This is a genomic window from Niastella sp. OAS944, from assembly GCA_024809215.1.
In the GTDB taxonomy this organism is placed as follows: domain Bacteria; phylum Bacteroidota; class Bacteroidia; order Chitinophagales; family Chitinophagaceae; genus Niastella.
Genome location: JANUBW010000004.1, coordinates 183,289 through 205,142 on the forward strand (window position 1 = coordinate 183,289; position 21,854 = coordinate 205,142).

Annotated in this window: 13 protein-coding genes; 2 read left to right on the forward strand and 11 right to left on the reverse strand. The window is 44.0% G+C overall.

The features are described 5' to 3' along the window. Window positions 1–5 precede the first annotated feature (5 nt). Complete coding sequence (locus tag GGD38_RS19205; protein ID WP_375302004.1) at window positions 6–1,283, forward strand: histidine-type phosphatase; 1,278 nt, start codon at window positions 6–8, stop codon at window positions 1,281–1,283. Window positions 1,284–1,394: 111 nt separating this feature from the next. On the opposite strand, the gene GGD38_RS19210 is transcribed toward GGD38_RS19205, so the two are convergent. Beyond that, entirely contained in the window at window positions 1,395–2,645 is a 1,251-nt protein-coding gene (locus tag GGD38_RS19210) for a hypothetical protein (RefSeq protein WP_375302005.1), read from the reverse strand. A 183-nt stretch (window positions 2,646–2,828) separates the two neighbouring features. Beyond that, window positions 2,829–3,572: a 5'/3'-nucleotidase SurE gene (surE, locus tag GGD38_RS19215; RefSeq protein ID WP_375302006.1), complete on the reverse strand. Its 744-nt coding sequence runs from the start codon at window positions 3,570–3,572 to the stop codon at window positions 2,829–2,831. A 209-nt stretch (window positions 3,573–3,781) separates the two neighbouring features. Between surE and GGD38_RS19220 the strand changes: the two genes are divergently transcribed. Further along, window positions 3,782–4,681, forward strand: a complete 900-nt coding sequence (locus GGD38_RS19220) for a diacylglycerol/lipid kinase family protein (RefSeq protein ID WP_375302007.1) — start codon at window positions 3,782–3,784, stop codon at window positions 4,679–4,681. A 15-nt stretch (window positions 4,682–4,696) separates the two neighbouring features. Here the strand turns inward: GGD38_RS19220 and GGD38_RS19225 are convergent, their stop codons facing one another. The 9 genes from GGD38_RS19225 to GGD38_RS19265 all read right to left on the reverse strand — a co-directional run bounded on the left by GGD38_RS19225 (window position 4,697) and on the right by GGD38_RS19265 (window position 21,813). Next, window positions 4,697–5,101 carry a hypothetical protein gene (locus tag GGD38_RS19225; RefSeq protein ID WP_375302008.1) on the reverse strand — a complete coding sequence of 135 codons (405 nt, stop codon included), beginning with the start codon at window positions 5,099–5,101 and terminating at the stop codon, window positions 4,697–4,699. Window positions 5,102–5,210: 109 nt separating this feature from the next. Then, window positions 5,211–8,579, reverse strand: a complete 3,369-nt coding sequence (locus GGD38_RS19230) for an alpha-N-acetylglucosaminidase TIM-barrel domain-containing protein (protein WP_375303863.1) — start codon at window positions 8,577–8,579, stop codon at window positions 5,211–5,213. 33 nt (window positions 8,580–8,612) lie between these two features. Then, window positions 8,613–10,391, reverse strand: a complete 1,779-nt coding sequence (locus GGD38_RS19235; RefSeq protein ID WP_375303864.1) for an SGNH/GDSL hydrolase family protein — start codon at window positions 10,389–10,391, stop codon at window positions 8,613–8,615. 13 nt (window positions 10,392–10,404) lie between these two features. After that, complete coding sequence (locus tag GGD38_RS19240; RefSeq protein WP_375302013.1) at window positions 10,405–12,066, reverse strand: glycoside hydrolase domain-containing protein; 1,662 nt, start codon at window positions 12,064–12,066, stop codon at window positions 10,405–10,407. A gap of 25 nt (window positions 12,067–12,091) precedes the next feature. Further along, window positions 12,092–13,537: a Gfo/Idh/MocA family protein gene (locus GGD38_RS19245; RefSeq protein WP_375302014.1), complete on the reverse strand. Its 1,446-nt coding sequence runs from the start codon at window positions 13,535–13,537 to the stop codon at window positions 12,092–12,094. Further along, window positions 13,534–15,063 (reverse strand): right-handed parallel beta-helix repeat-containing protein, encoded by a 1,530-nt coding sequence (locus GGD38_RS19250; protein ID WP_375302015.1) that lies wholly within the window; start codon window positions 15,061–15,063, stop codon window positions 13,534–13,536. The genes GGD38_RS19245 and GGD38_RS19250 overlap by 4 nt, the downstream gene beginning before the upstream one ends. A 93-nt stretch (window positions 15,064–15,156) precedes the next feature. After that, window positions 15,157–16,470, reverse strand: coding sequence for an IPT/TIG domain-containing protein (locus tag GGD38_RS19255; protein WP_375302016.1), 1,314 nt, complete (start codon window positions 16,468–16,470; stop codon window positions 15,157–15,159). Window positions 16,471–16,500: 30 nt separating this feature from the next. Beyond that, window positions 16,501–18,333: a RagB/SusD family nutrient uptake outer membrane protein gene (locus GGD38_RS19260; protein WP_375302017.1), complete on the reverse strand. Its 1,833-nt coding sequence runs from the start codon at window positions 18,331–18,333 to the stop codon at window positions 16,501–16,503. A gap of 21 nt (window positions 18,334–18,354) precedes the next feature. Next, on the reverse strand, window positions 18,355–21,813 hold the full coding sequence (locus tag GGD38_RS19265) for a TonB-dependent receptor (RefSeq protein ID WP_375302018.1): 3,459 nt from the start codon (window positions 21,811–21,813) through the stop codon (window positions 18,355–18,357). Window positions 21,814–21,854 lie beyond the last annotated feature (41 nt).

Here is a 21,854-nt window from a genome sequence, read left to right on the forward strand (position 1 = left end):
GTAACATGGCATATCTCATACGAACATATATAGTAACAAGCATCATTCTTTCATTTCTATCGATTAAAGCACAAAGCAAACAATTGTATGCCGGAACTAAGACTCCTTATCCTACTCCGGCCCAACAATACACGCCGCCACCGGCAGGGTTTAAACCGGTATTTGTAAATCATGTAGGCCGGCATGGATCGCGGTTCTTAACAAAGGCAGGCAGCGATCAAATGGTTTTTGATATATTAAACAAAGCACAAAGTCAAAAGGCATTGACCCCGCTGGGTCAGCAATTGCTTGGCATGACGGAACACTTTGTTGCTATTCAAAAAGAAAATTACGAGAACATTACCGGGCTTGGCAAAGAAGAACAGGCTTGTATTGCTAAAAGAATGCTGAACAATTATGCTGATGCATTCAAAGGAAACGGACTCGAAATTGTAGCCACCCATAAAGTAAGAACACAGCAAAGCGCTTCGGCCTTTCTTACCAGTTTTAATAATTACAAGGGTAATAAACAATCAACCATTGTCCCCGATTCACTTGATACCACCCTGCGTTTTTATGATCTGTCGCCCGCATACCAGGCTTATAAAAAAAGCGCTGCCGTATCAGCACCTGTTGATTCATTACTTAAAGACGCCAAAACCGCCACAATGGCCAGGGCCATTTGCAAGCGCATCTTTAAGCAAGGCTTTGCAATAGAGCCTGTTAATTTTACCATTGGGTTGTACGACATGTATTGCGGCCGGTTTTCGATCACTGAAGAAATGAAGCAACACGGCTTTACCAATAAAAGCATCGACTTTAGCATTGCTTTTAATTCGCAACAATTACAATGGTTAGATTTCATTAACGGCGCAGAAGACTTTTACGAAAAAGGCGCCGCCCGCGACACATTGGGTATTCAGGCAACGGTAGCTGCACCTTTGCTGAATGATTTTATCAAAAGCACCAGCGCTATTGTCGATCATACCAAACAGGAAGATGCTATTCTGCGTTTTACCCATGCCGAAGCAATTTCACCATTTGCTACTTTACTGGGTATTCCTCAGGCTAGTGTACCGGCCGCATCGGTTTATGAGTATAATAAACATTGGTCGGCAGCAGCTATTATTCCCCTTAGCGCAAATATTCAATGGATCGTTTATTCGAATGGAACGGAGTATTTGGTAAAGGCGTTGTTGAATGAGAAAGAAGTATCGTTGCCGGTGCCTACCAATCAATGGCCCTACTATAAATGGGCAGATCTGAATGAGTATTATTTGCGGAAATTAAAGAAACTGAATTAATATCGAATATCGAATTTTCAATGTAGATTGTCGAAGTGAATACAGTTCCAATTTGCAACTTTTGTATTTCACTTCAACATTCTACATTCTTCTGTTCAACATTCGATATTCCTACTGACACCTGCTACCAAGAAACTTAATCGTAGTCTTATTCATATCACTATAAAACTGATGCCCTGCGAACATCACATCTATTTGCCCTTTTACAAAATCACGCTGTAACAAATTGAGTGCATTAAAAGCCGGATACACAGCCGTATTGGCCAGCGCTATTTTCGATACACTGTCTGAATTTGCTTTTATATAATTCTTATCAGTAAGCCATTTATTATTCTTCAATTCATTGAAAATCGCGATGGAGGTAGCTATACTTATATCAGAGCGGCGGGCAAACCTTTCGGGATACACCGGGCTTTTATCATTTATAAAATATTTACTACACACGCCCCTACTGTTCAATCCATTTGAATTGGTTAACGCATCGGCATTACCGGTGGCGCCCACCTCGGGCTGATCGTCGTTCTTCGCCATACAAAACTGATACGGAACGGTGGAGATATCAAACACTACTTTATACGCCTGGGCGCAATATGACACGCCCGATCTAAACTTATACACATAAGATAAACAGCAGGAGAACGCCCCGCCATTGCTCATACCAATTGAATACAGGGGTATGGCCGGTGTGCTATAACCACGGGCATAAAAAGTATCACGAATGGCTTTTATATTGGCAAGATCAACATTGGTAGTACTGTCGAGCGGTGAAGGCTTCCAGCGAATAACGCCATCGCCATTCAGGTCTTTGTTCAGCGTAGATTCTTCCGACTCAGTAACCACAACCGCATAACCCGCAGCCACCAGGTCTTTTATCATTTGCAACCATTCATAATTGATAACAAGATTAGTTGCGTTGCCCCCGGTGCCATGCAAGAGGAAAGCAGTGCCTTTATGTGATGCCGGAAAATAATAGTAAACGTTCTTGAGATTATCGACCCCTTTTATTTTTTCGTTTTTCAGTGTGAACGGGGTAATGGCTTTTAAGTTGGCCGTTACATTCACATTCTGTGCAGGCATTACGAAGCTGTTATGCCATTCACCACTATTCTGTAATATACTGGTGTAACCGGTCCATTGATCAAAAACATAGTTGTCTGAAGCCGCATTAGACCAAATGTGCACGGTGTCGCCGATCTTATATTTACCGCCTCCATACCCATTTACCACAGTTACGGTAGCACTATCGGTACTTGTTACCGGAGGATCGGGTGTAGGATTGTCCGGAGCCGGGTTGTTATGTGATTTTTGACACGAAAAGACGAAGCATATTAATGCCAAACCAGGGAAACAAATTTTTCTCATAAGATATAGTCTAAGGGTTAAACGTTGGGTGTTATAAATAATTGCCCTTATAGACTTATATCATGCTGAGTGGTTTAATTAAAGAGTATAATACTAAGAAAAAGAAGTAAGATGTATGATGTAAGAAGAGCCTTAAATTTCGGGTTCTTCCTACTTCCTACTTCTTACCTCCTACTTCATATTTTAAGCTACCGGCTGCTTAGTTAAAACTTCTTTAAGCCTCTTTTCATCAGTAAGATCCAACCTAAGCGGAGTAATAGAAACATAATCATTTTCAACTGCCCAGCGGTCGGTGTCTTCTTCAGCCGGCTCAAGCGGCGTTACGGTGAACCAGTAATGTTTACGGCCCATAGGGTCAACACCGGGAACTATTTTGCCATCATACAACCGTACCGACTGGCGGGTCCATTTCAACCCTTTTGGTTGCGGCGGAAAATTTACGTTATATAAACCGAGCGACGTATTCTCAAACAATACCGCAAGTGTTTTTTCAACAAACGGCGCCAAGGCCTCAAAATCGGGCTCTGTTTTACCAACCGGCGTACTTAGTGCAATACCCCTGATACCTAACAGCACGGCCTGTTTAGCCGCAGCCAGCGTACCAGAGTGCCACATACCGTTGCCAAGGTTGGGGCCCATATTTATTCCCGATAAAACAACATCGGTTTGTGCGTATAAATGACTGCCCAAGGCAACACAGTCGGCCGGTGTGCCATTCACCCGCCAGGCCTCTATGCCCTCCCCTTCAAATACAATGGGCGATTTCTTCAATGATAAAGGCCGGGAATGCGTTACCGCATGTCCCATACTACTTTGTTCCACATCAGGTGCAATAACGCTTACTTTACCAAAACGCGAAGCTATTCGTGCAAGCGCGGCAATACCCGGACTGTAAATTCCATCGTCGTTGGTTATCAAAATGTTCATAGGCTATTTTTTAAAAAATCACAAATAACAAGAACCAAATAAATCACAAATGCAAATCCTCAAATACAGGAGTTCACCTGGAATTTGGGAGTTTGGAATTTGGTGCTTTTTTGGAGCTTGGAGCTTGGTTCCTGAGATTTTAACAGTGATAATCGTGCCAGGGCGGGTGGTATAATTTTATGATCGTTATTCAGGTCAACACACAAGAAATGAAAACGATCCATCTTATACACAACCCCGGTGCGGGTGACGAAGCACACTCTAAATCAACGCTCTTACGGTTTATTGAAGCAGCCGGATATGAGTGTAGATATTGTTCTACAGACGATGGCGACCAATGGAAAAATATTGATCCCAATACCGATTTTATTGTGATTGCCGGTGGCGATGGCACTGTAAAGGAAACCATTTCAGAACTGCTGAAAAAAGAAAGCTCCAATAAACGGTTACCAATAGCCATTCTGCCCTGCGGCACTGCCAACAATATTGCAGGGTCGTTGAATATAAAAGGCGAACTTATTGATATCATCCGCTCCTGGAGCAATCCTGAAACTACTGCCATCGATGTAGGTGAGATCTTCGATGTAGAAGAATCACCGGATTTCTTTATTGAAAGTTTTGGATATGGACTGTTCCCGTTCCTGATGCAGGAAATGGAAAGAACAGGCAAGAACAAGATAGAGGACAAAGAGGAAAAGATAAAAGCGGCGCAACAACTCATGCACGACATCTCACATTCCTATAAACCACATACCTGCGAACTGATCATAGATGGCGAAGATCATAGCGGCGAGTACCTGATGGCCGAGATCATGAACACCCGCTTTATTGGTCCTAACCTTTTTTTATCGCCGCATGGCCACCCCGGCGATGGCACTTTCGAAGTCGTACTTATACCCGGCGAAGACCAGGAAAAATTTGCCGCCTATGTTGATAGTAAGATCAAGGATTCTGAAGTGATGTATTCTTTCATTACCATAAGAGCGGAAGATGTAAAAATAAAATGGAAAGGCACACACGCACATGTAGACGATGAAAAGATAAAACTAAAAGAAAATGCACCCGTACATATACGGGTGCAAAAGAATGCTTTGACGTTTTTGATTTAAATTAATAACGTTCTGCTATATATAAGCCTGTGTTATGATACATTCAAATCCGGAACCGGGGTAATAAAAAATGTATCTCTTTGCACCAAACCAATACGTATAAGATACATTTGGCTGCAACGCAACGCCAACAAAAGAATCATGCTTATCAAAGGTCGAAATAAAATGCGATTCGAAATTAAACATGGTTGTAATCGAAACTGCCCCATCTGTAGACCAGGTAAAACCGATTGTGTGAGCCACTGAATTGTATCCGATTTGCATGTTATAGGGATCGTAAAATAGTTTTACAGCGGCATGTTTTCTAATTTCATTTTTCTTAAAGCTTTTTTGACTGAGCGAATGTTGACCGTTATTGGTTTCTTTTGTTGTAAATCCAAATAGAAGAACCAGCATGGGAAGGATGGATAAAGTTTTCATATTTTTTTATTTTCATGAATATAACATTAAAAAATAAAAAAACAAAAACCACCAATCTATATTTAGAACAACCGTTTGCGTTAGCCACCCACTAGACTAGTTGACATTCTCAATATAACGACAATTCAATAACAGGGACCTGCATATTGGGTTTTTGCGGCAGCTGTAGCAACAGATCAGCTGAATTATCAGCTGCTGCCTGGTATTTTATTTCAGAATTATCATGCAGGAACTGGGCATACTTTACCTTTCCCTTATATCCTTGCAAAGTGATGCTTGCACGGTATTGCATCATGTGCAGGTATAATTTATTTGTAAGCGGGTTATAAGTAAGCAAGGTATTTTCAGGTGCTTTGTATATTGATGGTGCCTGTGTACAACCATATATAGCATTGTTGTTGTATTTCATCCATATGCCTACACTATCCAAAGCGCGAACTGCGCGATGATCAAAATACCCCCTTGCCGTGGGCCCTACATTCAGGATCAGGTTACCACTTTTACTAACGGCTGTGATCAAAAGGGTAAGCAGTTCCTGGTTCGATTTCCAACTGTTCTCATCGCGAAAATATCCCCACGATCCCGAAAAGGTTTGACAGGTCTCAAATGGCATTCCTCCATACTGGCTTTGCAGTTCCGATGGTTTCACCTGTTCCGGCGTAGCAAAATCTGCCCCATCTGAATATTCATCCAGGTCGAGCCGGTTATCAACAATAATTCCCGGTTGCAGTTTACGGATCATTTTCAGCAGTTCAACAGATCCCCAGTCGTTTTTACCTTTGCCATGTCCGTTAGGATTTGGATATGAAAAGTCGAGCCACAGGATGTCTATTTTTCCATAATTGGTTAATATTTCCCTGATCTGATTATGCAGATAGGTTTTATATTTATTCCAGTCTCTACCTTTGTTAATATTGGCATAATCTGAATCAGATTCACTTTTTGGCTGTAACGGATGAACGCCGTCTACAATAAAATCAGGGTGATGCCAGTCGATCAGTGAATAATAAAACCCTACCCTGATACCCTCGGCCCTGAACGCCTCAACAAACTCCTTTACCAGGTCGCACTTTGCTTTTGTGTTGGTAGATTTATAATCGGTATATTTTGAATCGAACAAACAAAATCCTTCATGGTGTTTGGTGGTTAACACGGCATATTTCATACCTGCTGCCTTTGCCTGTTTTGCCCAGGTTTTAGGATCGAACATATCGGGATTGAAATTATCGAAATACGGTTGATATTGTTCGTCGTTCATCCGTTCCCAGCGTTTTACCCATTCGTGGCGGGCGGCCTGAGCATATAGTCCCCAGTGAATGAACATACCAAACCGGTCGTGCGTCCACCAGGCCATTCGCTTTTCTTTTTGTTGCGGTGTTTCATTGCCTATTTGTAACTGTTCATGTTGCTTTACCCATTCACGTTCCCAAACAAACCAATCGATAGGCGGGCTGGTTTTACCAGCCAGATTGTTACGCAACTGATCAAAATACAGTTTCCATCGCAATTGATAGAACGAGGTCATTAAGCCTGCCCATTCCTTGTACGCATATTCATGTAAATTATCTTCCTGGTGGTTGTTTTCGCCCCAATAGGTTATCAACATCATGGCATTATGCAGGTTATTCCTTTTCTCTTCAGGCGTATTGCCTGCCCGCAATGCCTGTTGCTGATAGCTTGTAAGCCTGTAATATGAATGACTGCCGAGCAGGTCGTTGGTAAGATCATGCAAGGTTAAAAATTCGTTAGTTGCCTTATTAAAAGTCTCCACATTCTTTTCATTGTATGCACTTACCACATCGGCAAATACTTTATCGGCCCTGTTCGACAATACCTGCCGGGTGAAATTGATAAGATCAATTTTATAAGTCTCGCTTTTAGCAAACAAAGGGGCTGCAGCCGCAAAACTTTTTACGGCGTTTGCAAACAGCGCCGTATCGTATCCTTTTTTTAAACTACCCCAGCTCGATACTGATTTTATTTGTAATGCCGGGCGGGCGCATAAAATATTTTCAGGTGGTCCTTCCTGGTAGCCGGGGTTACTGTAAATAGTTTGCAGAAAACCCTTCCAGGCAGCAGTTATATTATCGTTTGATTTTCCATAGCGGGCAACGATGTAGTCGTTGATCCAGTTATCAATGGCCACCTGTTTATTATGCCAGCCCAGTTCCAACACCAGCTCATACGATACGGGGTTATTATTAATGCCTTCAGGCATAATTCCCACGCCTTTCATATATTGTTTGTAAGCGCCGGTACCAGCACGGTATACCTCGTTTGTATATCTTTCCAGTTTACCATTTAAACCTGGCCGCTCACCAAAGTTATTTACGCAACACCAGATAAAAGGCGTGCCTTCATACCCATTACGCGTTTCCCAGTTATTGGTGTTTTCGCCAAACAATTCCTGTATAAGCAATGCGGAGCGATCTGTTTCGGCCAGCAGTTCTTTTTTAGGATTATCCTGCCAACCCTGCAATACCCAAATAGCGCCAGGGAAATGTTGTTGCATTGCCTTTTGTATAGCGGCGCCGGCTTTTGCCAGGTTCACTCCTTGCGTAATACCGCCTTCATGAAAGGGATCGCCCGAAAAAAAGCGAATATGCTTTCCGTATAGCTTTTTTGTTTCTTCATAAAAAATACCGGCAACCCGGTTAAAGGCAGTGTCAGTTGGATCGAGAATGGCCGGCCGGGTAAACGCGCCCCAGGTTCCCTGAGTAATGACATGGCCTTTTGTTTTGGTGTTGAAATTATGTGGCACCATACCATAAAAACCAGGCATTACAGGTTCTATACCCAATGCCTGCATACGGGCCAGCATTTTTTGCACCATCACTTTGCGGCTATCGATCTGGCTTTGCGGCATAGGCCCACCCCAGCCTTCAATATTGCCCATCAGCCACCAGGCATTGTAAGCCGGACCAGTAATAAAATCTGTGATCTCTTTTTCGGTATAACCCGTACGGCGTAATACATTTTGCCATACTGCCTCATGCCCATTGGCTACCAGCATCAGGTTTACACCGTTCAGCGCCATCCAGTCGAGCTCGCGTTCCCAATCATTCCAGCTGTAAAAGCTCATGGTGTAATTGTAGGTGCAATAGTTCAACGCAAACCTGTACTGCGCAACTGCATCGATGGTTACCGTTTCTTTTACTACAGGCAATTGCGACACCGGTGATAAATTATCGCCCATATGCGACATTGCGCGATGACAATAATATTTCAGATACCAGTTCAACCCAACAGCAGCGGCATTGGGCCCTGTGGCTGTTATAATGATGTTTCCGTTTTTCGATTGTAATTGAAATGCTTCTTTATTCTCTGCATGCGCCATTTTTGAGAATACCAGCTTGCCTGCCAGCCAGGGCACTCTTCGTTTAGCTAACTGGGTTACACCGTCAAACTCACCCGCCCACAAACAGTAAGGCATTAACAGTAATAAAACATACAAACCTTTTCGCATCAAATTATTCATATTTAAGATGAAAGTATTTTTACAAACCGGGGTTTATTTTTTTAAATAAGGTTTAATGGCTATTGCTAATCTTTTATATCCTGCTGCATTGGGATGTAATCCATCCTCAAACAAGGATTCATCAATTTTCTTCTTACTGTTGAGTAAAACAGTACCCGGGTTTACGTATTGTGCTTTTACCCGTATGGCCAGGGAAGCAATCAGAGTGTTCAGTGTAACAATGCGTTTTTCCATATCTCTACGTGGCAATATTCCCGATACCACAATCGAAGCTGTAGGCTGGCGGACCTGTATTGCTTCTATTAACATTTTTAATCCCGATGTTATTTCAGCATCTGTATTGATGGTTAAATTATTGGTACCGATCATTACCCACACTTGCACTGCCTGAAAGCCATCCAGCTCATCGTGGTACACACGCCACAATACATTTTCTATTCGGTCCCAACCAAATGCAAAGTTTTTAACGCCTGCCGGTTCAAGGTATTCGTTCCAGGAAGCAGCCCCACGGGTTAAAGGGGCTTGCGGGCGCCCGCCCCAATAATGAATGATTGAATTACCCAAAAAAACAATGTGGGGGGCTTCCTTTTTATTTCCTGTAATTATTTCTTTATGCCTGTTACGCCAGTCGTAATAACCATCCCGGCTCTGTACAACAGGAATGGTAGTAGTTAACATTCCCTCCTGTTCATGCAAAATGAAACGAATGCTTTTTTCATAGGCTCCTGCATATGCCATCATACCTGCATCATTTGGATGCAATCCGTCTACGGTTCCGTATGAATACAGGCCTATCTCTTTATTTGATAAAAGATAAATACCCGTAATGCCCGCTGCCTTCATTTTATCAAAACTATAATGCAGCATTTCATTGGCATTTTGATAATCATGCAAAGCGGCTGTATCAATAATACCAATATCGGAACCACCGCTGTGATCAACTAACAATACGGGCACATGAGGCCGGTGTTCTTTCAATGCTTTTACGGCTATCAGTATTCTGTTTTCCAATTCCTGTTTGGTAATACCCGCCCGGGCTGTAAGGTTGGGTATGCAATCCAATACATATATCCGCGCATCAATTTCAAGCATCAACTCAATAACAGATGGCTCCAGTTTTCCGGAACCAGAAAAGCCAAGATTTATTAACGGACGATCTAACCGTTGCTGTAATATAGAGGTCCATGCCATACCGGGTCTGGAAGCACAGGCGCCCTGGGCAATAGAGGTTCCGTACACAACAATGGGTTTCTCGCGCGACAAAGGCATAAAATGAAATGAGCTATTATCGGGCACTCCAATAGTAAGCCATGTAACCGTATTATATAATGGCAAATACAACCTGTATTCGTAATCCCTGCCTGAAAATTCACTGCTCACATTTATATTAGCAAAGCGGTATTCAATGGTATCGCCAAACGAACGGCTTGCAGGCGCCCACATCCATTTTCCGTTGGGATCAATAGCATATAGGTCTACTCCGCTAACACCGGTAACCGGCATATGTGTCATATCCAAAGCGCCTTTCACTGTATAGCGAATGACTATGCTGGTTGCATTTGTTTTAAATTTTATATACAATCCGGCACTGCTGTGCGAAATATTCCACACATTGGGATTAAGTGTTTTTTCTGCGCGGGCGGGAAAACGATCGTAGGGCGCAGATACTTCCGCCGCCCATGCCTGTCCCTCTACAACCGGAAAATCATTGGCAGCCGGGTTTCGCCAAACGAACTGCGATGGCGCCTGGGCGAAAGACAATACAGACAACAATAACTTGAATGCTAAAAATATAGGGACCTTACCTTTCATGTACATTTTTTTATCAGTACGCATTTAAAACTGCTTTTGCTTTTTGTAATTGCATAGCCGCCGGTTGCTCCTGCAATGCAGCTGTTTCAAATATTTTTAATACATCAAGCAGCGGCTGCAACTTTGCGGGTTGATCTTTATATTTATCTTTCAACATCCTGATCTTTTCATAATCCTGAATACCTTCTACTAACCGTTCAAACCGAATAGAACTTCCACCCGGATACACGAAATAGGTATCCCCGGCCGACCAGGTGCTATACCGGGAATCGTGCAAAGGATCTTTTGGCCAGCAATTGTATGCCCAGCGCAAATACCCATTGAATTGTTTATTGGCTGCATACCAGCCCAACCAGGCAGCTTCTGCTGGCGGGGAAAATGTAAATGTATTGGGATGCCCTTCCCAGCAATAAGTGTAATAGGTGGTAGGCAGCCCGGCATCGATCCGTTTGCGCAGCACCGTTGAATCAAAATTTTCGGCCGATGCAATGCAATAGTCGTACAGCTCACTGGCCAGTTCATGGTGATAGCTTCCTGCCAGCGAAATTTTAATACCACTATCAACCTCTCTTATAAGCCTGATCACTTTCTGCATATCTTCCAACGGACGCTCGTCCATAGCTATGGCCGTTTTATGATACCAGCCTTTTTGTTTAAGATGTTGTACGAAACCGGTGAGCATTGGCCGCCAGTGCGCTTCATATTCCGGCGTTCCTGTTTTTGCTATCAGCAATGTATCGCGTTGCAGCGCTTCATCGTAATAATAGAACTTATTATTCCAGGGCACCATGGTGTAACAATTGATCAGTTTATTAATGCCCAACGATTGCATAAAACTTACCCATTGGTCAAAAACGCTGTAATCGTACCACCATGTTCCATCTTTTTTCTTTATCCACCCGATCATCGATTTATAGATGTCATATGTTTGACCACGCCAGGGATCATAGATCATACTTACCGTAATGGTCTTTTGCCCCGCAGCAGCCAGCCATTGCATATATGGCCTCAAATGATCAAAATGTTCTTTTGACCATTCTTTAACCCCGTACACCCTGCCAACTGCATATGGATTTTGCCACAGATCAAGATGAAAACTCCATTGTGCCGGAGGCGGCAATGTATGCGCTTTTACATGAATACTGTACTGCAGTTTACGGGTATCACCATTGCAATGCACATTCAACAATCCGTTGTATTTTCCTGGAACGGTATTTACCGGAACAGCTATACTTACCCAAACCGGTTGTGTGGTAAAAGCGGCTACAGCCTTTTGCTGAACAAGATCAATACCATCGGCAACCAGTGATGAATCTGATGCAGATGCCGGCGGAATACCACAACCGTGTCCTTCCTTATTCAGACTGTCGGTTAACACATACCTGATAAATCCGGTTGTAATGGCTGAAGCAGGAATGCTTTGTCCTTTGCCGTTGGACAATGCACGGCCTGTTACCCGCAGGTTTTTTATTGAGATCTTTGTATAGACCAACAATTGCAAATGCACCCGCTCTCCTTTCCAGGCAATTGACTGATTAGGTTGTTGTGTTACAACCGGCGGTAAATTTTTAGCATACCTTACATCAACACTTCCAAAACCAACCTGAATATCAGTTTGTGAAAATAAAGTGACGCCTTTTATAAACAGTACCAGGAACCAAATAGAATATTTCATTTGCCGATTGCTTATTGCTTATTGCCTATTGTTTTACGATCTCTGTATTACCGCCACCGCGTAATGAAAGATCAACGGGTTTATTGGTCTTCCACGAGCCGCCGGTAAAATCGGGCATATCGATTGAATTAGAGCGATGAGCTACAGACCATATACTTAAAGGCGTAACCGCACACCAGGTAGCCAGGTCATACACATCCTGATCGAGCGCCAAACCATTGCGCAAACAATCTATCAACCGCCAGTCCATGATAAAGTCCATACCACCATGACCGCCTATTTTTTTAGCTGCCGTTTCAACATGGCGTATCAGTTCGGGTGTATATTGATCTTCGAGTTTTTTCATTTCTGCTTCATTGGCTATTCCATGCCCAAAAGCAATTTGCGGCGAAGGGAATTTTTGCACAAAACCTTTTGTACCGCTCAAGGCATGAATACGGCTATATGGTCTTGGCGATGATATATCGTGCTGCACCATGATGGTCTTTCCTTTATTGGTTTTTACAACCGAGGTATTCATATTGCCGCGATAATGTTTACCCGTATACTGTTTATACCAGTCGTCGGCGGCAGCCAGTTTTTCGGCCAGTGCTTCCATCATAAAATCGTTCGACGACATGGAGGTGAGGTAATCCATTTTATCGCCACGGTTAATATTCATGGCCTGCGCCACAGGTCCCAGGCCATGTGTTGGATAAAGATTTCCATTCTTTTGGTTTTCTTTCCAACGCCAGGCGCCTTCGCCGGCATAATCATCCGGTGTTTTTGGTCTTGCGCCAAAAAGCCCATCGAGCAGGGCATGAATATATGCTCCTTCGCCATGTACCAGTTCGCCCAGCACGCCCTGTTGCGCCATATTGATGGTAAGGGTTTCAAAGAAATCGTAGCAGCAGTTTTCAAGTTGCATGCAATGCTTTTTGGTACGCTCTGAGGTTTCAACCAACTGCCAGCATTCTTCGAGGGTACAGGCAGCAGGCACTTCTACCGCCACATGTTTTCCATGCTCCATGGCATAAACCGCAATAGGTGTATGCCATTGCCAGGGCGTAGCAATGTAAATGAGGTCAAGATCTTCCTGCTCACACATTTTTTTCCAGGCATAGTCATCACCGTAGTATTCCTTTGCCGCAGGCAAGCCTGCTTTTTTCAGCGTTTGCTGATTTTGCTTAACCGCCGGCTCACGCACATCACAAAGCGCCTTTATTTCAACATTTTTTAAATTGGTCATACGGGTAACCGCCCAACTACCCCGGCCGCCTATACCAACATAGCCAATACGAACAACAGGTATTTTAGGTGCCGCATAGCCACTCATATTAAACACCTGTTTTCTTTTTTTCGACTTGTCTACAGCGCGCGCCACATCATCATTTAACGCATCTGCCGAGGCAAATCCATTTAACCAGGGCAATATCAATCCGCCGGCAGCGGCCGTCGTATTCTTTAAAAAGCTTCTGCGATCATTACTCATTGTTGTGCTCCTTTACTTATTTTATTGTTTATAATTCTTGGATTACCATCTATATCAACACTGCCATTTATTGCTTCGCTTATTACAACACCGGTATTTTTTGCGGGTGAACCTGATTGAATATGAAGATCAGAGGAAAAGATATTCACCAGCAACGGATCTATGCCATTGGTGGAAGCGCCATCGCCGCCACAGGCAGTTCGCCACGCGGCGAAACTGGTGTATTCGGTACCATTCCAGATCCATTTCGCCGCGCCCGAGTTATAATACAGGTTATTATCGATTACATTATTAGCTCCGGTAGATGTGTATTTATGAATAAACACGTCAACAGGCCGCGCGTAAACGATGTTGTTTTTAATAACATTATTATTACATCTTTCCGTTAACCGGATCTCCCCTTCTATTTCGCCAAAAGCGCCTGTTTCAATATTGTTTTGATATAACGTATTATTTACAACGTAACAATCATTGGTTCCCCCTGAAGTGTAATTGAGATAGCCGCCCAAATAAATACCGGTGCACCAGTTATTATAAACAAAATTGTTCCGTACAATGCAGCTACTGGTAGGATACAGATCGTTTTCACTAACAATACCAATTCCCCGGTCGCATTCATGAACCTTGTTACGTTCAACAGTTATGTTCCTGGCGCCGTCAACATAAATCCCTATAGCGCCATGGCCATGCACGCCGCCGATGGGCCCGGTGGTCATATCTATATTATATAATTCATTTTCGCTGATCAGTCCGTTGCGGGCGTAGTTGTAAGCGGGATTGCTGTTAGCCGAATAACCGCCTGCGGCATCGATACCAATATTTTCGGCATTGTATATTTTATTCCTCCTTATTATAAAGCTGTCAACATACCCGTTGATAGTAAGGTTTTCGCTATACCCGGTATTACAGTCGTGGATCTCGTTCTCCTCTACCAGAATGTTTTTCATCATTACATCGGTATTGCCAATGATCTCAATGCCATGGCCGCTTCTGCCATCTTCGGGTTTTACGTTATGCTCTATGTTATAGATCCTGTTTTTTTTGATCTGTATATTTTTCGATCCCTGATCAACCAATATTCCGTTGACGTTCGTCCACGGTGTAGTGCTTTTATAATTGCAGATATCGAAGCCTTCCAATATGATATAGCTATTACTACGTATAGTCACCAGCGCTTCCTTGCCTGTTACAGAAAGCGGGGTACCATCGATGATGGATTTTTCGCCGGGGTAAGCTTTTAGGGTTATAAATTTATCGAGCCTGCCCGATTTGGGAAACACGATCTTTTCGGTGTAAGTTCCGTTTCGAACGAGCACCGTGTCGCCGGGAACAGCTTTGCTTAAAGCCGTATTAATGCTTCGTAGCGGATCATTGCTATTTCCGGTATTGGCATCGCTGCCATCGGTTGAAACAAAATAAGTTTTTGCAGTTGCCGTGTTTTCAGAAGTGGTGATGCTGCTTTTTTTGCTACAGCCGGTTATAATACAGAGCAACAAGGCCGCCCCGCACAATTTGAATTTATTCATAAATAAAGATGAGGTAAAGGCTGACCTGGAGGAGCGCTGGCACTTAATATAAATGCAAACTCAAATGGCGCACCTTACAGGTCAGCCTTTAGATTATTCAGAAATGATCTTCCTAATGCGGTTGTTATTTTTATCGAGCACATACACGGTGCCGTTTTTATCAACAGCAACACCGGTAGGTGCGCTGAATGCGGCGGCTTCACCTACCGCATCGGCATAACCGGCGCTGCTGCTACCAGCAAACGTGCTTACATTGAAAGTGGCGCCATCTATATAACGTATGGCCTGGTCGGCATTGGTAACGCTACCATCCCAGGTACCATTTGTTGCCACATATACATTTCCACCGGCATCAACAGCCAGCCCCCAGGGATTAGCAAATTTTGCCACTGAAGGAGCGCCATTCGCATACCCCACAACGCCTGAGCCGGCAGTAGCCGCCAAAGTCCAGGTTGCGGCCTTATATTTTTTGATCATATTATCACCATGCATCGATACATATAAATTACCGCTGTTATCGAACTTGAAACCTGCCGGATAATTGAGTCCTGTAAGTATAGGCGTACCTACCGACCATTGACCGTTGATGGGATAAATGCTTCCGGGAGAACTGCAACCGGCCCAATAAACCTTACCTGTTATTTTATCAAACGCTACACTCCAGGGTGCTTCACTGCCCCAGGCCCAGGTTGTAGCTGTACCATCGGGCTCTATTTTGCGTATATCCCAGTTACCGGGGTCAGCACACCATAAGTTTCCCGATGCATCTAATGCGAGGTCATAGGGCAGGCTAAACCTTGCCGCCGTTCCTTTACCATCGGCATAACCCGAAACGGCAGTGCCGGAAAACGTGGTCACGTTGGCATTGCTATCTATTTTTCGAATGCAATGGTTACCGGGGTCAGCAACAAACACATTCAGTTTGTCATCCACCACAATACCCATACTGCGGTACCAGTTTGCGCCGCCCAAATTAAACATGGCATCGGTGCCTTTGCCATTGGCAAAACCCGCGGTATTGCCACCGGCAAAGGTGCTTACCGTTCTTGTGTATACATAATTGAAAATACCGGTGCTTACCACACTGTCGTCACCTATCTTTACCACAAAATGACCCGAGCCCGCTTTTTTGGGCACAACAGCCATGATCTGCGAACCATTTACACCCACCACTTTTAAAGGTTTACCATTTAAGGTTACCGTTACCTGGTTGGTATCGTTTATATAGTTGGAACCGGTAAATAATACTTCTGTTCCACCCCCACCCTGTACAGGTAGAAATTCATTTATTACAATGGGCTCACCGGCGTTGTGGCCATTACCGCCGCTTTCTTTCTTACATCCCACTGCACAGGTCATCAAAAAAAGACAACCAATAAGTATATAGGCATTTATATTTTTGAGCATAGCTTTTCTGTAATTGCGTAAATAAACAGTTTACCATCCGGGGTTTTGAACAAGGGCCCTGTCCCTTTCCAGATCGCTTTGCGCAATTGGGAACAGGTACATGCGATTATCCCAATACCTTTTCTGGAAAAGGGTGCGCTGGTAAAAACCGGTAAATGAAAATCCAAGTCCGCCATCGTCTGCATTTACATTCAACCCATAAATGGTCTGGTTTTCGGTATTCTCCAGCAACAACCTTCTTACCAGCGTATAATACCGGTCGCTTTCAAAACACAATTCAACGGCGCGTTCACGCAAAATGTGTTTGCGCATTTCGGTTTTATTGCCCACCGCTGAAGCATACACGGTTTCTATACCAGGCAGGCCTGCACGCTTACGCACCAGGTTCAGATATTTTACGATATCTGTATTGTCGGGGTCATATTCATTCAGCGCTTCTGCATAATTCAACAGGACTTCGGCATAGCGCATGAGAATATAAGGGCGGTACGTAGTAACATCATTGCGAATATTGTCAGAAGGATTTACCCGCTTCAGCACATCATAACCGGTAAGGTTATTGGTGCTTGTTGACTTTTGGCCCGATTTACCACTGTAATAAAACTCCGTCCGGCCACTACCGTCTTTATTGGCATCGGAAGAATAATAGTTCTTATCATCAAGTGATGGCGCCGGTAATACGGGGCGGCCATTGTATTGGATATAGGCATAAAAGCGGGGCTCACGATTGGCAAACATATTCCAGTCGCCTTTTTTATGTTCCCAGTAATTGGCGCCGTTGGCAGGTGAAAAACCATTTTCTACATAACCTGAAGCCGGATCGCTGATGGTTCTTCCGTTACTCATACTAAATGCATCCACCACATTCTGCGTGGCGTTATACATGTTATAACCGCCGGGTCCGGGGGAAACGCATTTTGTCCAGCCCCAGTGCAACCAGTTATTATTGGAGAGAATGATCTCGTTGTTCCAGTTGGTAAGAAAAACATCGCGGCACGAGAGGTATGGATCAAAACCTGAGCCGCCATTAGCGAGGTTTGTATATAGCTCATATGTATTAAGATCGATCACCGCCTTTGCAGCATCGGCCGCCGTTTTCCATTTGGCGGCATCGTATTGCGTGGGCGCCAGCAAGGTGCCGTCCTGATTCTTAAAGTTTGCAAAGCGGGTATTGCCATTCCATAGCGGACTGGCCGCCAATAATGCGAGCTGGGATTTTACTGCCAGGCAGGCGCCCCTGGTTGGGCGACCGTAATAAGCCGAAGAACCCCAGTTAACGGGTAAGGTTTTCGCGGCAGTGTTCATCAACTCATTTATATAAGCAACGCAGGTATCAAATGGTGCGCGTGGATACTGATTATAATCTTCTGACTGAGTTAACACACCCGTTACTTTTACAAACGGACCATATTGTTTTAACAGCTGTAAGTAAAAGAATCCGCGCAGGAATACACTTTCCGCTTTATACTGCGCTTTCAGATCATCGCTCATTTCGGCAAGCGGTACTTTATCGATGTTGGCTTCCAGTACAAAAGTTTGCCTGATGCCTACATACCACCAACCCCAGTTATAAAAATAATTGCTGGCGGCGCTCCAGTTACCGGCAACCATTTGACGTACATTGGTGCTGGGAATACTTATGCTCGATTCATCGGCGGCTCCTATACTGGCATAATCGTCGCCATTTGTATAGTGCATGTAGCCGTATATGTTATGAAGGTACGATTCAGCATTCGCCCGGGTTTGCCAGATCATATCTTCTGTTAACAGGTTGTCGGGCTTTTTATCGAGGTAATAACATGAACCCATTACAACCGGTAACAACAGGAGAATTATGTATTGAATACTTTTATATTTAGCCATAATACATTCCATTTAATCGCTTTAAAATTGTGCTCTTATACCTAATGTTATAGTGCGGGCAGGCGGATAGCTTGCACCCGCAGAACCCAGTTCTGGATCCCACAATTTGAATTTTGAAAAAGTGAACAGGTTTTGTGCAGCCGCATACAGGTACAGAGATTCGCAACCGGCACGTTTAAGCGCAGCGGAACCCAGGTCGTAACCAACAGAAGCCTGTTTTATTCGTAAAAAGCTTCCGTCTTTTAACCACCAGGTACTGTTTTGATAATTATTGCTGCTTTGGTTCGCAACACTGAGTCGTGGATAATCTACGCTCTGCGAAGGATTTTCTTTTGTCCACCGGTTGTTTACATTCGCAAGCACATTGCCGGGGTATTGTCCTATACCGGCGAATGGAACAACGCCCACACCACCGGCTGCGCCACCTACACCACTTATACCCGAACCATTGGCCATAATGCCTACATCGGAAGTACCCTGTAAGAATACAGAGAGATCTAACTTTTTCACCCCAATGGTAAAACCAAGTCCATACAATAAAGTGGGGAATGAAGATTTGCCCAGGTACCCCCAGTCATTTGCATCAACCACACCATCGCCATTGCGATCGTTGTATTTAATATCACCGGGTTGCAAAAGCACGCTGCCCAGTTTTTGTTCAGGGCTTTTATTTATGTCGCTCTCATCAACAAACAAACCAAGTGATGTATAACCGGTAAATTCAGGATAGCGATGCCCTTCTCTTTGCTGATAGGCATTGATGCGTTTGGGCTCATCGGCATAAATGACCTTATTTTTTGCATAGGTAAAATTGCCAAACAACCGCAACCTCATATTCCGTCCAAACTTATCGTTGTATTCAATACTACCGTCAACCCCTTTATTGGTCATTTCACCCATATTGGCGTAAATGTTGCTCAATGAATACCCACCTATGGAGGAAATAGATTGGCGTTGTATCAATATATCTTTCCGGCGATCACGGAACACATCTGCTACTATGTTTATTTTATTAAACAGCCCCAGTTCAACACCCAAATTATCTTTGGCCGATTTTTCCCAGCGGAGGTTCTCCACCCCAAACACCTGTTCTGTTATACCCTGATAATAAGAAGGGCCCATACCAAATGCGGCAGAATAACCATTTGAGATATAGGTAAGGTAGCCAAAGCGATCACCGACACCAATTTGATCGTTACCGGTAACACCATGCGATGCCCTTACTTTAAACAGGCTTACGGTATTGGTGAGTGGTTCAAAAAATGCCTCGCGCGAAATGACCCAACCTACCGATACAGCCGGGAAGAAACCAAAGCGCTCGCCTTTTTTAAAGTTCTCTGACCCTGTGTAACCAGCATTTACTTCGGCCAGGTATTTTTCATCATAAGCATAGGTGATGCGGCCGGCAATACTTTGATTACGATATGGGATAGCATACTTTACGTCGCTGGCGGTGCCCACCACGCGGTTACGCATATTGTATAGTAACAATCCGCCCAGGCGATGCCCGTTAAAAGTGCGGTCGTAATTGATATTACCTTCGAGGTACATTACGCGCTGACCAGCAGAGCTGGAAGAGTAGCCCAGGAACTGGTTACCCGTACGCACATGTTCATATACGAGTTCCCCATTGGTATTTCTTGAACCTGCATACCAAAGATCGTTAACGCCTTTACGACTATTATCGAATTCGCTATAAGAATCGAATGAGAACCGCATCATAGCGCTCAGCCCTTTTGTTACAGCGTCGAGTTTTTGATTCACACTTACAATTGATTGAATAGTGGGTCTGAACTCGGTACTGTACCCGGCATTTTGCACCAGGTTAAAAGGATTGGAACCACCGTTGTTACGCGGCCCCGCCCATTTGCCACCGGGATAAGAAACCGGGAAAGCCACCGGATTGGTGGCGTAGGCAGCATACCAGATACCACCGGCCGAAGTACCAGGATAGCGGCTGTTCACCAACATGGCATCGAGGTTCAGCGAAAGCAAAGTTGTTTTGCTTATATTCACATCTATATTGCTACGGAAATCGTACCGTTTGAAATTGAGGTTGGGATTGTACCCATTTATTTTTGATACATTATAACTTCCATCCTGGTTGTAAAAAGAACCGGAGATATAATAACGCATAGCCTCACCTCCACCACTTACATTTACATTGGCATTGTACATGGTTGCCCAGTCTTTATAAATGGTATTTATCCAGTTTACATTGGGGTATAAATAGGGATCGAGGCCGCTGGCGGTTTTCTTTATCACTTCATCACTGTACACCGGCGTTTCGCCCATATTGGTTTTAGCCTCATTCATTAATTTCATATAGCTAACCCCATCGAGCATTTCGGGTGTTTTGGTTAACCCGCTTAAACCCGACTCGGCCTTCATCGAAATACGGGGTTTACCGGCAACACCTTTACGTGTGGTAATGATCAATACGCCATTTGCGCCGCGAGCGCCATATACGGCCGTGGCAGACGCATCTTTCAACAAAGAAATAGAGGAAATATCTTCGGGATCAATATTATTATAAGCGCCGCCAAAGGTGCTGTTCACATCATCCCGCTGTACGCCATCGATAATGATCAGTGGTGATGTACCACCGGTAAAAGTGCCAATACCCCTGATGGTGAATGTCGGGTTATCGTAACCCGGCTCGCCGCCGGTTTGCATAGAAATAATGCCCGCTACTTTACCCGCCAGGGCATTGGTAAGGGAACGCACCGGCGTGCGCATATCCTGCATATTTACCGATGCAATGGAACCGGTAACACTTACCTTTTTTTGTTTTCCATAGGCAATTACCACAGTTTCATCGAGCCCTTTTTCAACGATCTTCATTACAACAGACAAATAGGTTTTGTTGCCAATTTTAAGGGAAACCGTTTCATAACCAGTGTAGGAGATCTTTATTATATCATCGGGTTGAGTGCCCCTTAGCTGAAATACTCCGCTTGCATCGGTTTGGGTATTGCCGCCTCGTGGTAAACTTATGGTGGCGCCTGCAAGTGGTTCGCCCTGTTCGTTCAACACCCGGCCGCTTACATCAACCGGCGGTGGCATGTTTTCGTTTGCCGCGGTTGTAAGTGAAGGATGTTCTTTTTCTTTAACCGCAATGGTTTTACCAACAACCTCGTAGGTTAGCGGCTGGTTGGCAAAAATAAGTTTCAATACGTCTTCAAGCATTTCGTTTTTAACAGAGATGTTTACAGGGCGTGCATTTTGCAACAGTTTGTCTTCGTACCAGAACTGGTACCCGCTTTGCTTTTTGATCTGCAGCAATACTTTTTCGAGCGGCGCATTCTTCTCTGACAGGGAGATTTTTTGCGCATGCCCGATTGCACTTACCTGTAAACAGGTTGCCAATAGCAGAATGGCAGTTAGCTTCATGATCAGCAGTGTTTTGGTCTTTCGACTCCGCTCAGGATAACCCATGGGGGTGCCCCTGAACAAAAGCGAATGAATTTTGAAATCCATACCTTTGTTTTGTTTTGGTTAAGCAATAAAACAGTCAAACG

Excerpts from the sequence above, each read along its gene's own strand:
- GGD38_RS19205 (WP_375302004.1), top strand. The coding sequence starts at position 6 with ATGGCATATCTCATACGAACATATATAGTAACAAGCATCATTCTTTCA.
- GGD38_RS19210 (WP_375302005.1), bottom strand. The coding sequence starts at position 2,645 with ATGAGAAAAATTTGTTTCCCTGGTTTGGCATTAATATGCTTCGTCTTT.
- surE (WP_375302006.1), bottom strand. The coding sequence starts at position 3,572 with ATGAACATTTTGATAACCAACGACGATGGAATTTACAGTCCGGGTATT.
- GGD38_RS19220 (WP_375302007.1), top strand. The coding sequence starts at position 3,782 with ATGAAAACGATCCATCTTATACACAACCCCGGTGCGGGTGACGAAGCA.
- GGD38_RS19225 (WP_375302008.1), bottom strand. The coding sequence starts at position 5,101 with ATGAAAACTTTATCCATCCTTCCCATGCTGGTTCTTCTATTTGGATTT.
- GGD38_RS19230 (WP_375303863.1), bottom strand. The coding sequence starts at position 8,579 with ATGAATAATTTGATGCGAAAAGGTTTGTATGTTTTATTACTGTTAATG.
- GGD38_RS19235 (WP_375303864.1), bottom strand. The coding sequence starts at position 10,391 with ATGAAAGGTAAGGTCCCTATATTTTTAGCATTCAAGTTATTGTTGTCT.
- GGD38_RS19240 (WP_375302013.1), bottom strand. The coding sequence starts at position 12,066 with ATGAAATATTCTATTTGGTTCCTGGTACTGTTTATAAAAGGCGTCACT.
- GGD38_RS19245 (WP_375302014.1), bottom strand. The coding sequence starts at position 13,537 with ATGAGTAATGATCGCAGAAGCTTTTTAAAGAATACGACGGCCGCTGCC.
- GGD38_RS19250 (WP_375302015.1), bottom strand. The coding sequence starts at position 15,063 with ATGAATAAATTCAAATTGTGCGGGGCGGCCTTGTTGCTCTGTATTATA.
- GGD38_RS19255 (WP_375302016.1), bottom strand. The coding sequence starts at position 16,470 with ATGCTCAAAAATATAAATGCCTATATACTTATTGGTTGTCTTTTTTTG.
- GGD38_RS19260 (WP_375302017.1), bottom strand. The coding sequence starts at position 18,333 with ATGGCTAAATATAAAAGTATTCAATACATAATTCTCCTGTTGTTACCG.
- GGD38_RS19265 (WP_375302018.1), bottom strand. The coding sequence starts at position 21,813 with ATGGATTTCAAAATTCATTCGCTTTTGTTCAGGGGCACCCCCATGGGT.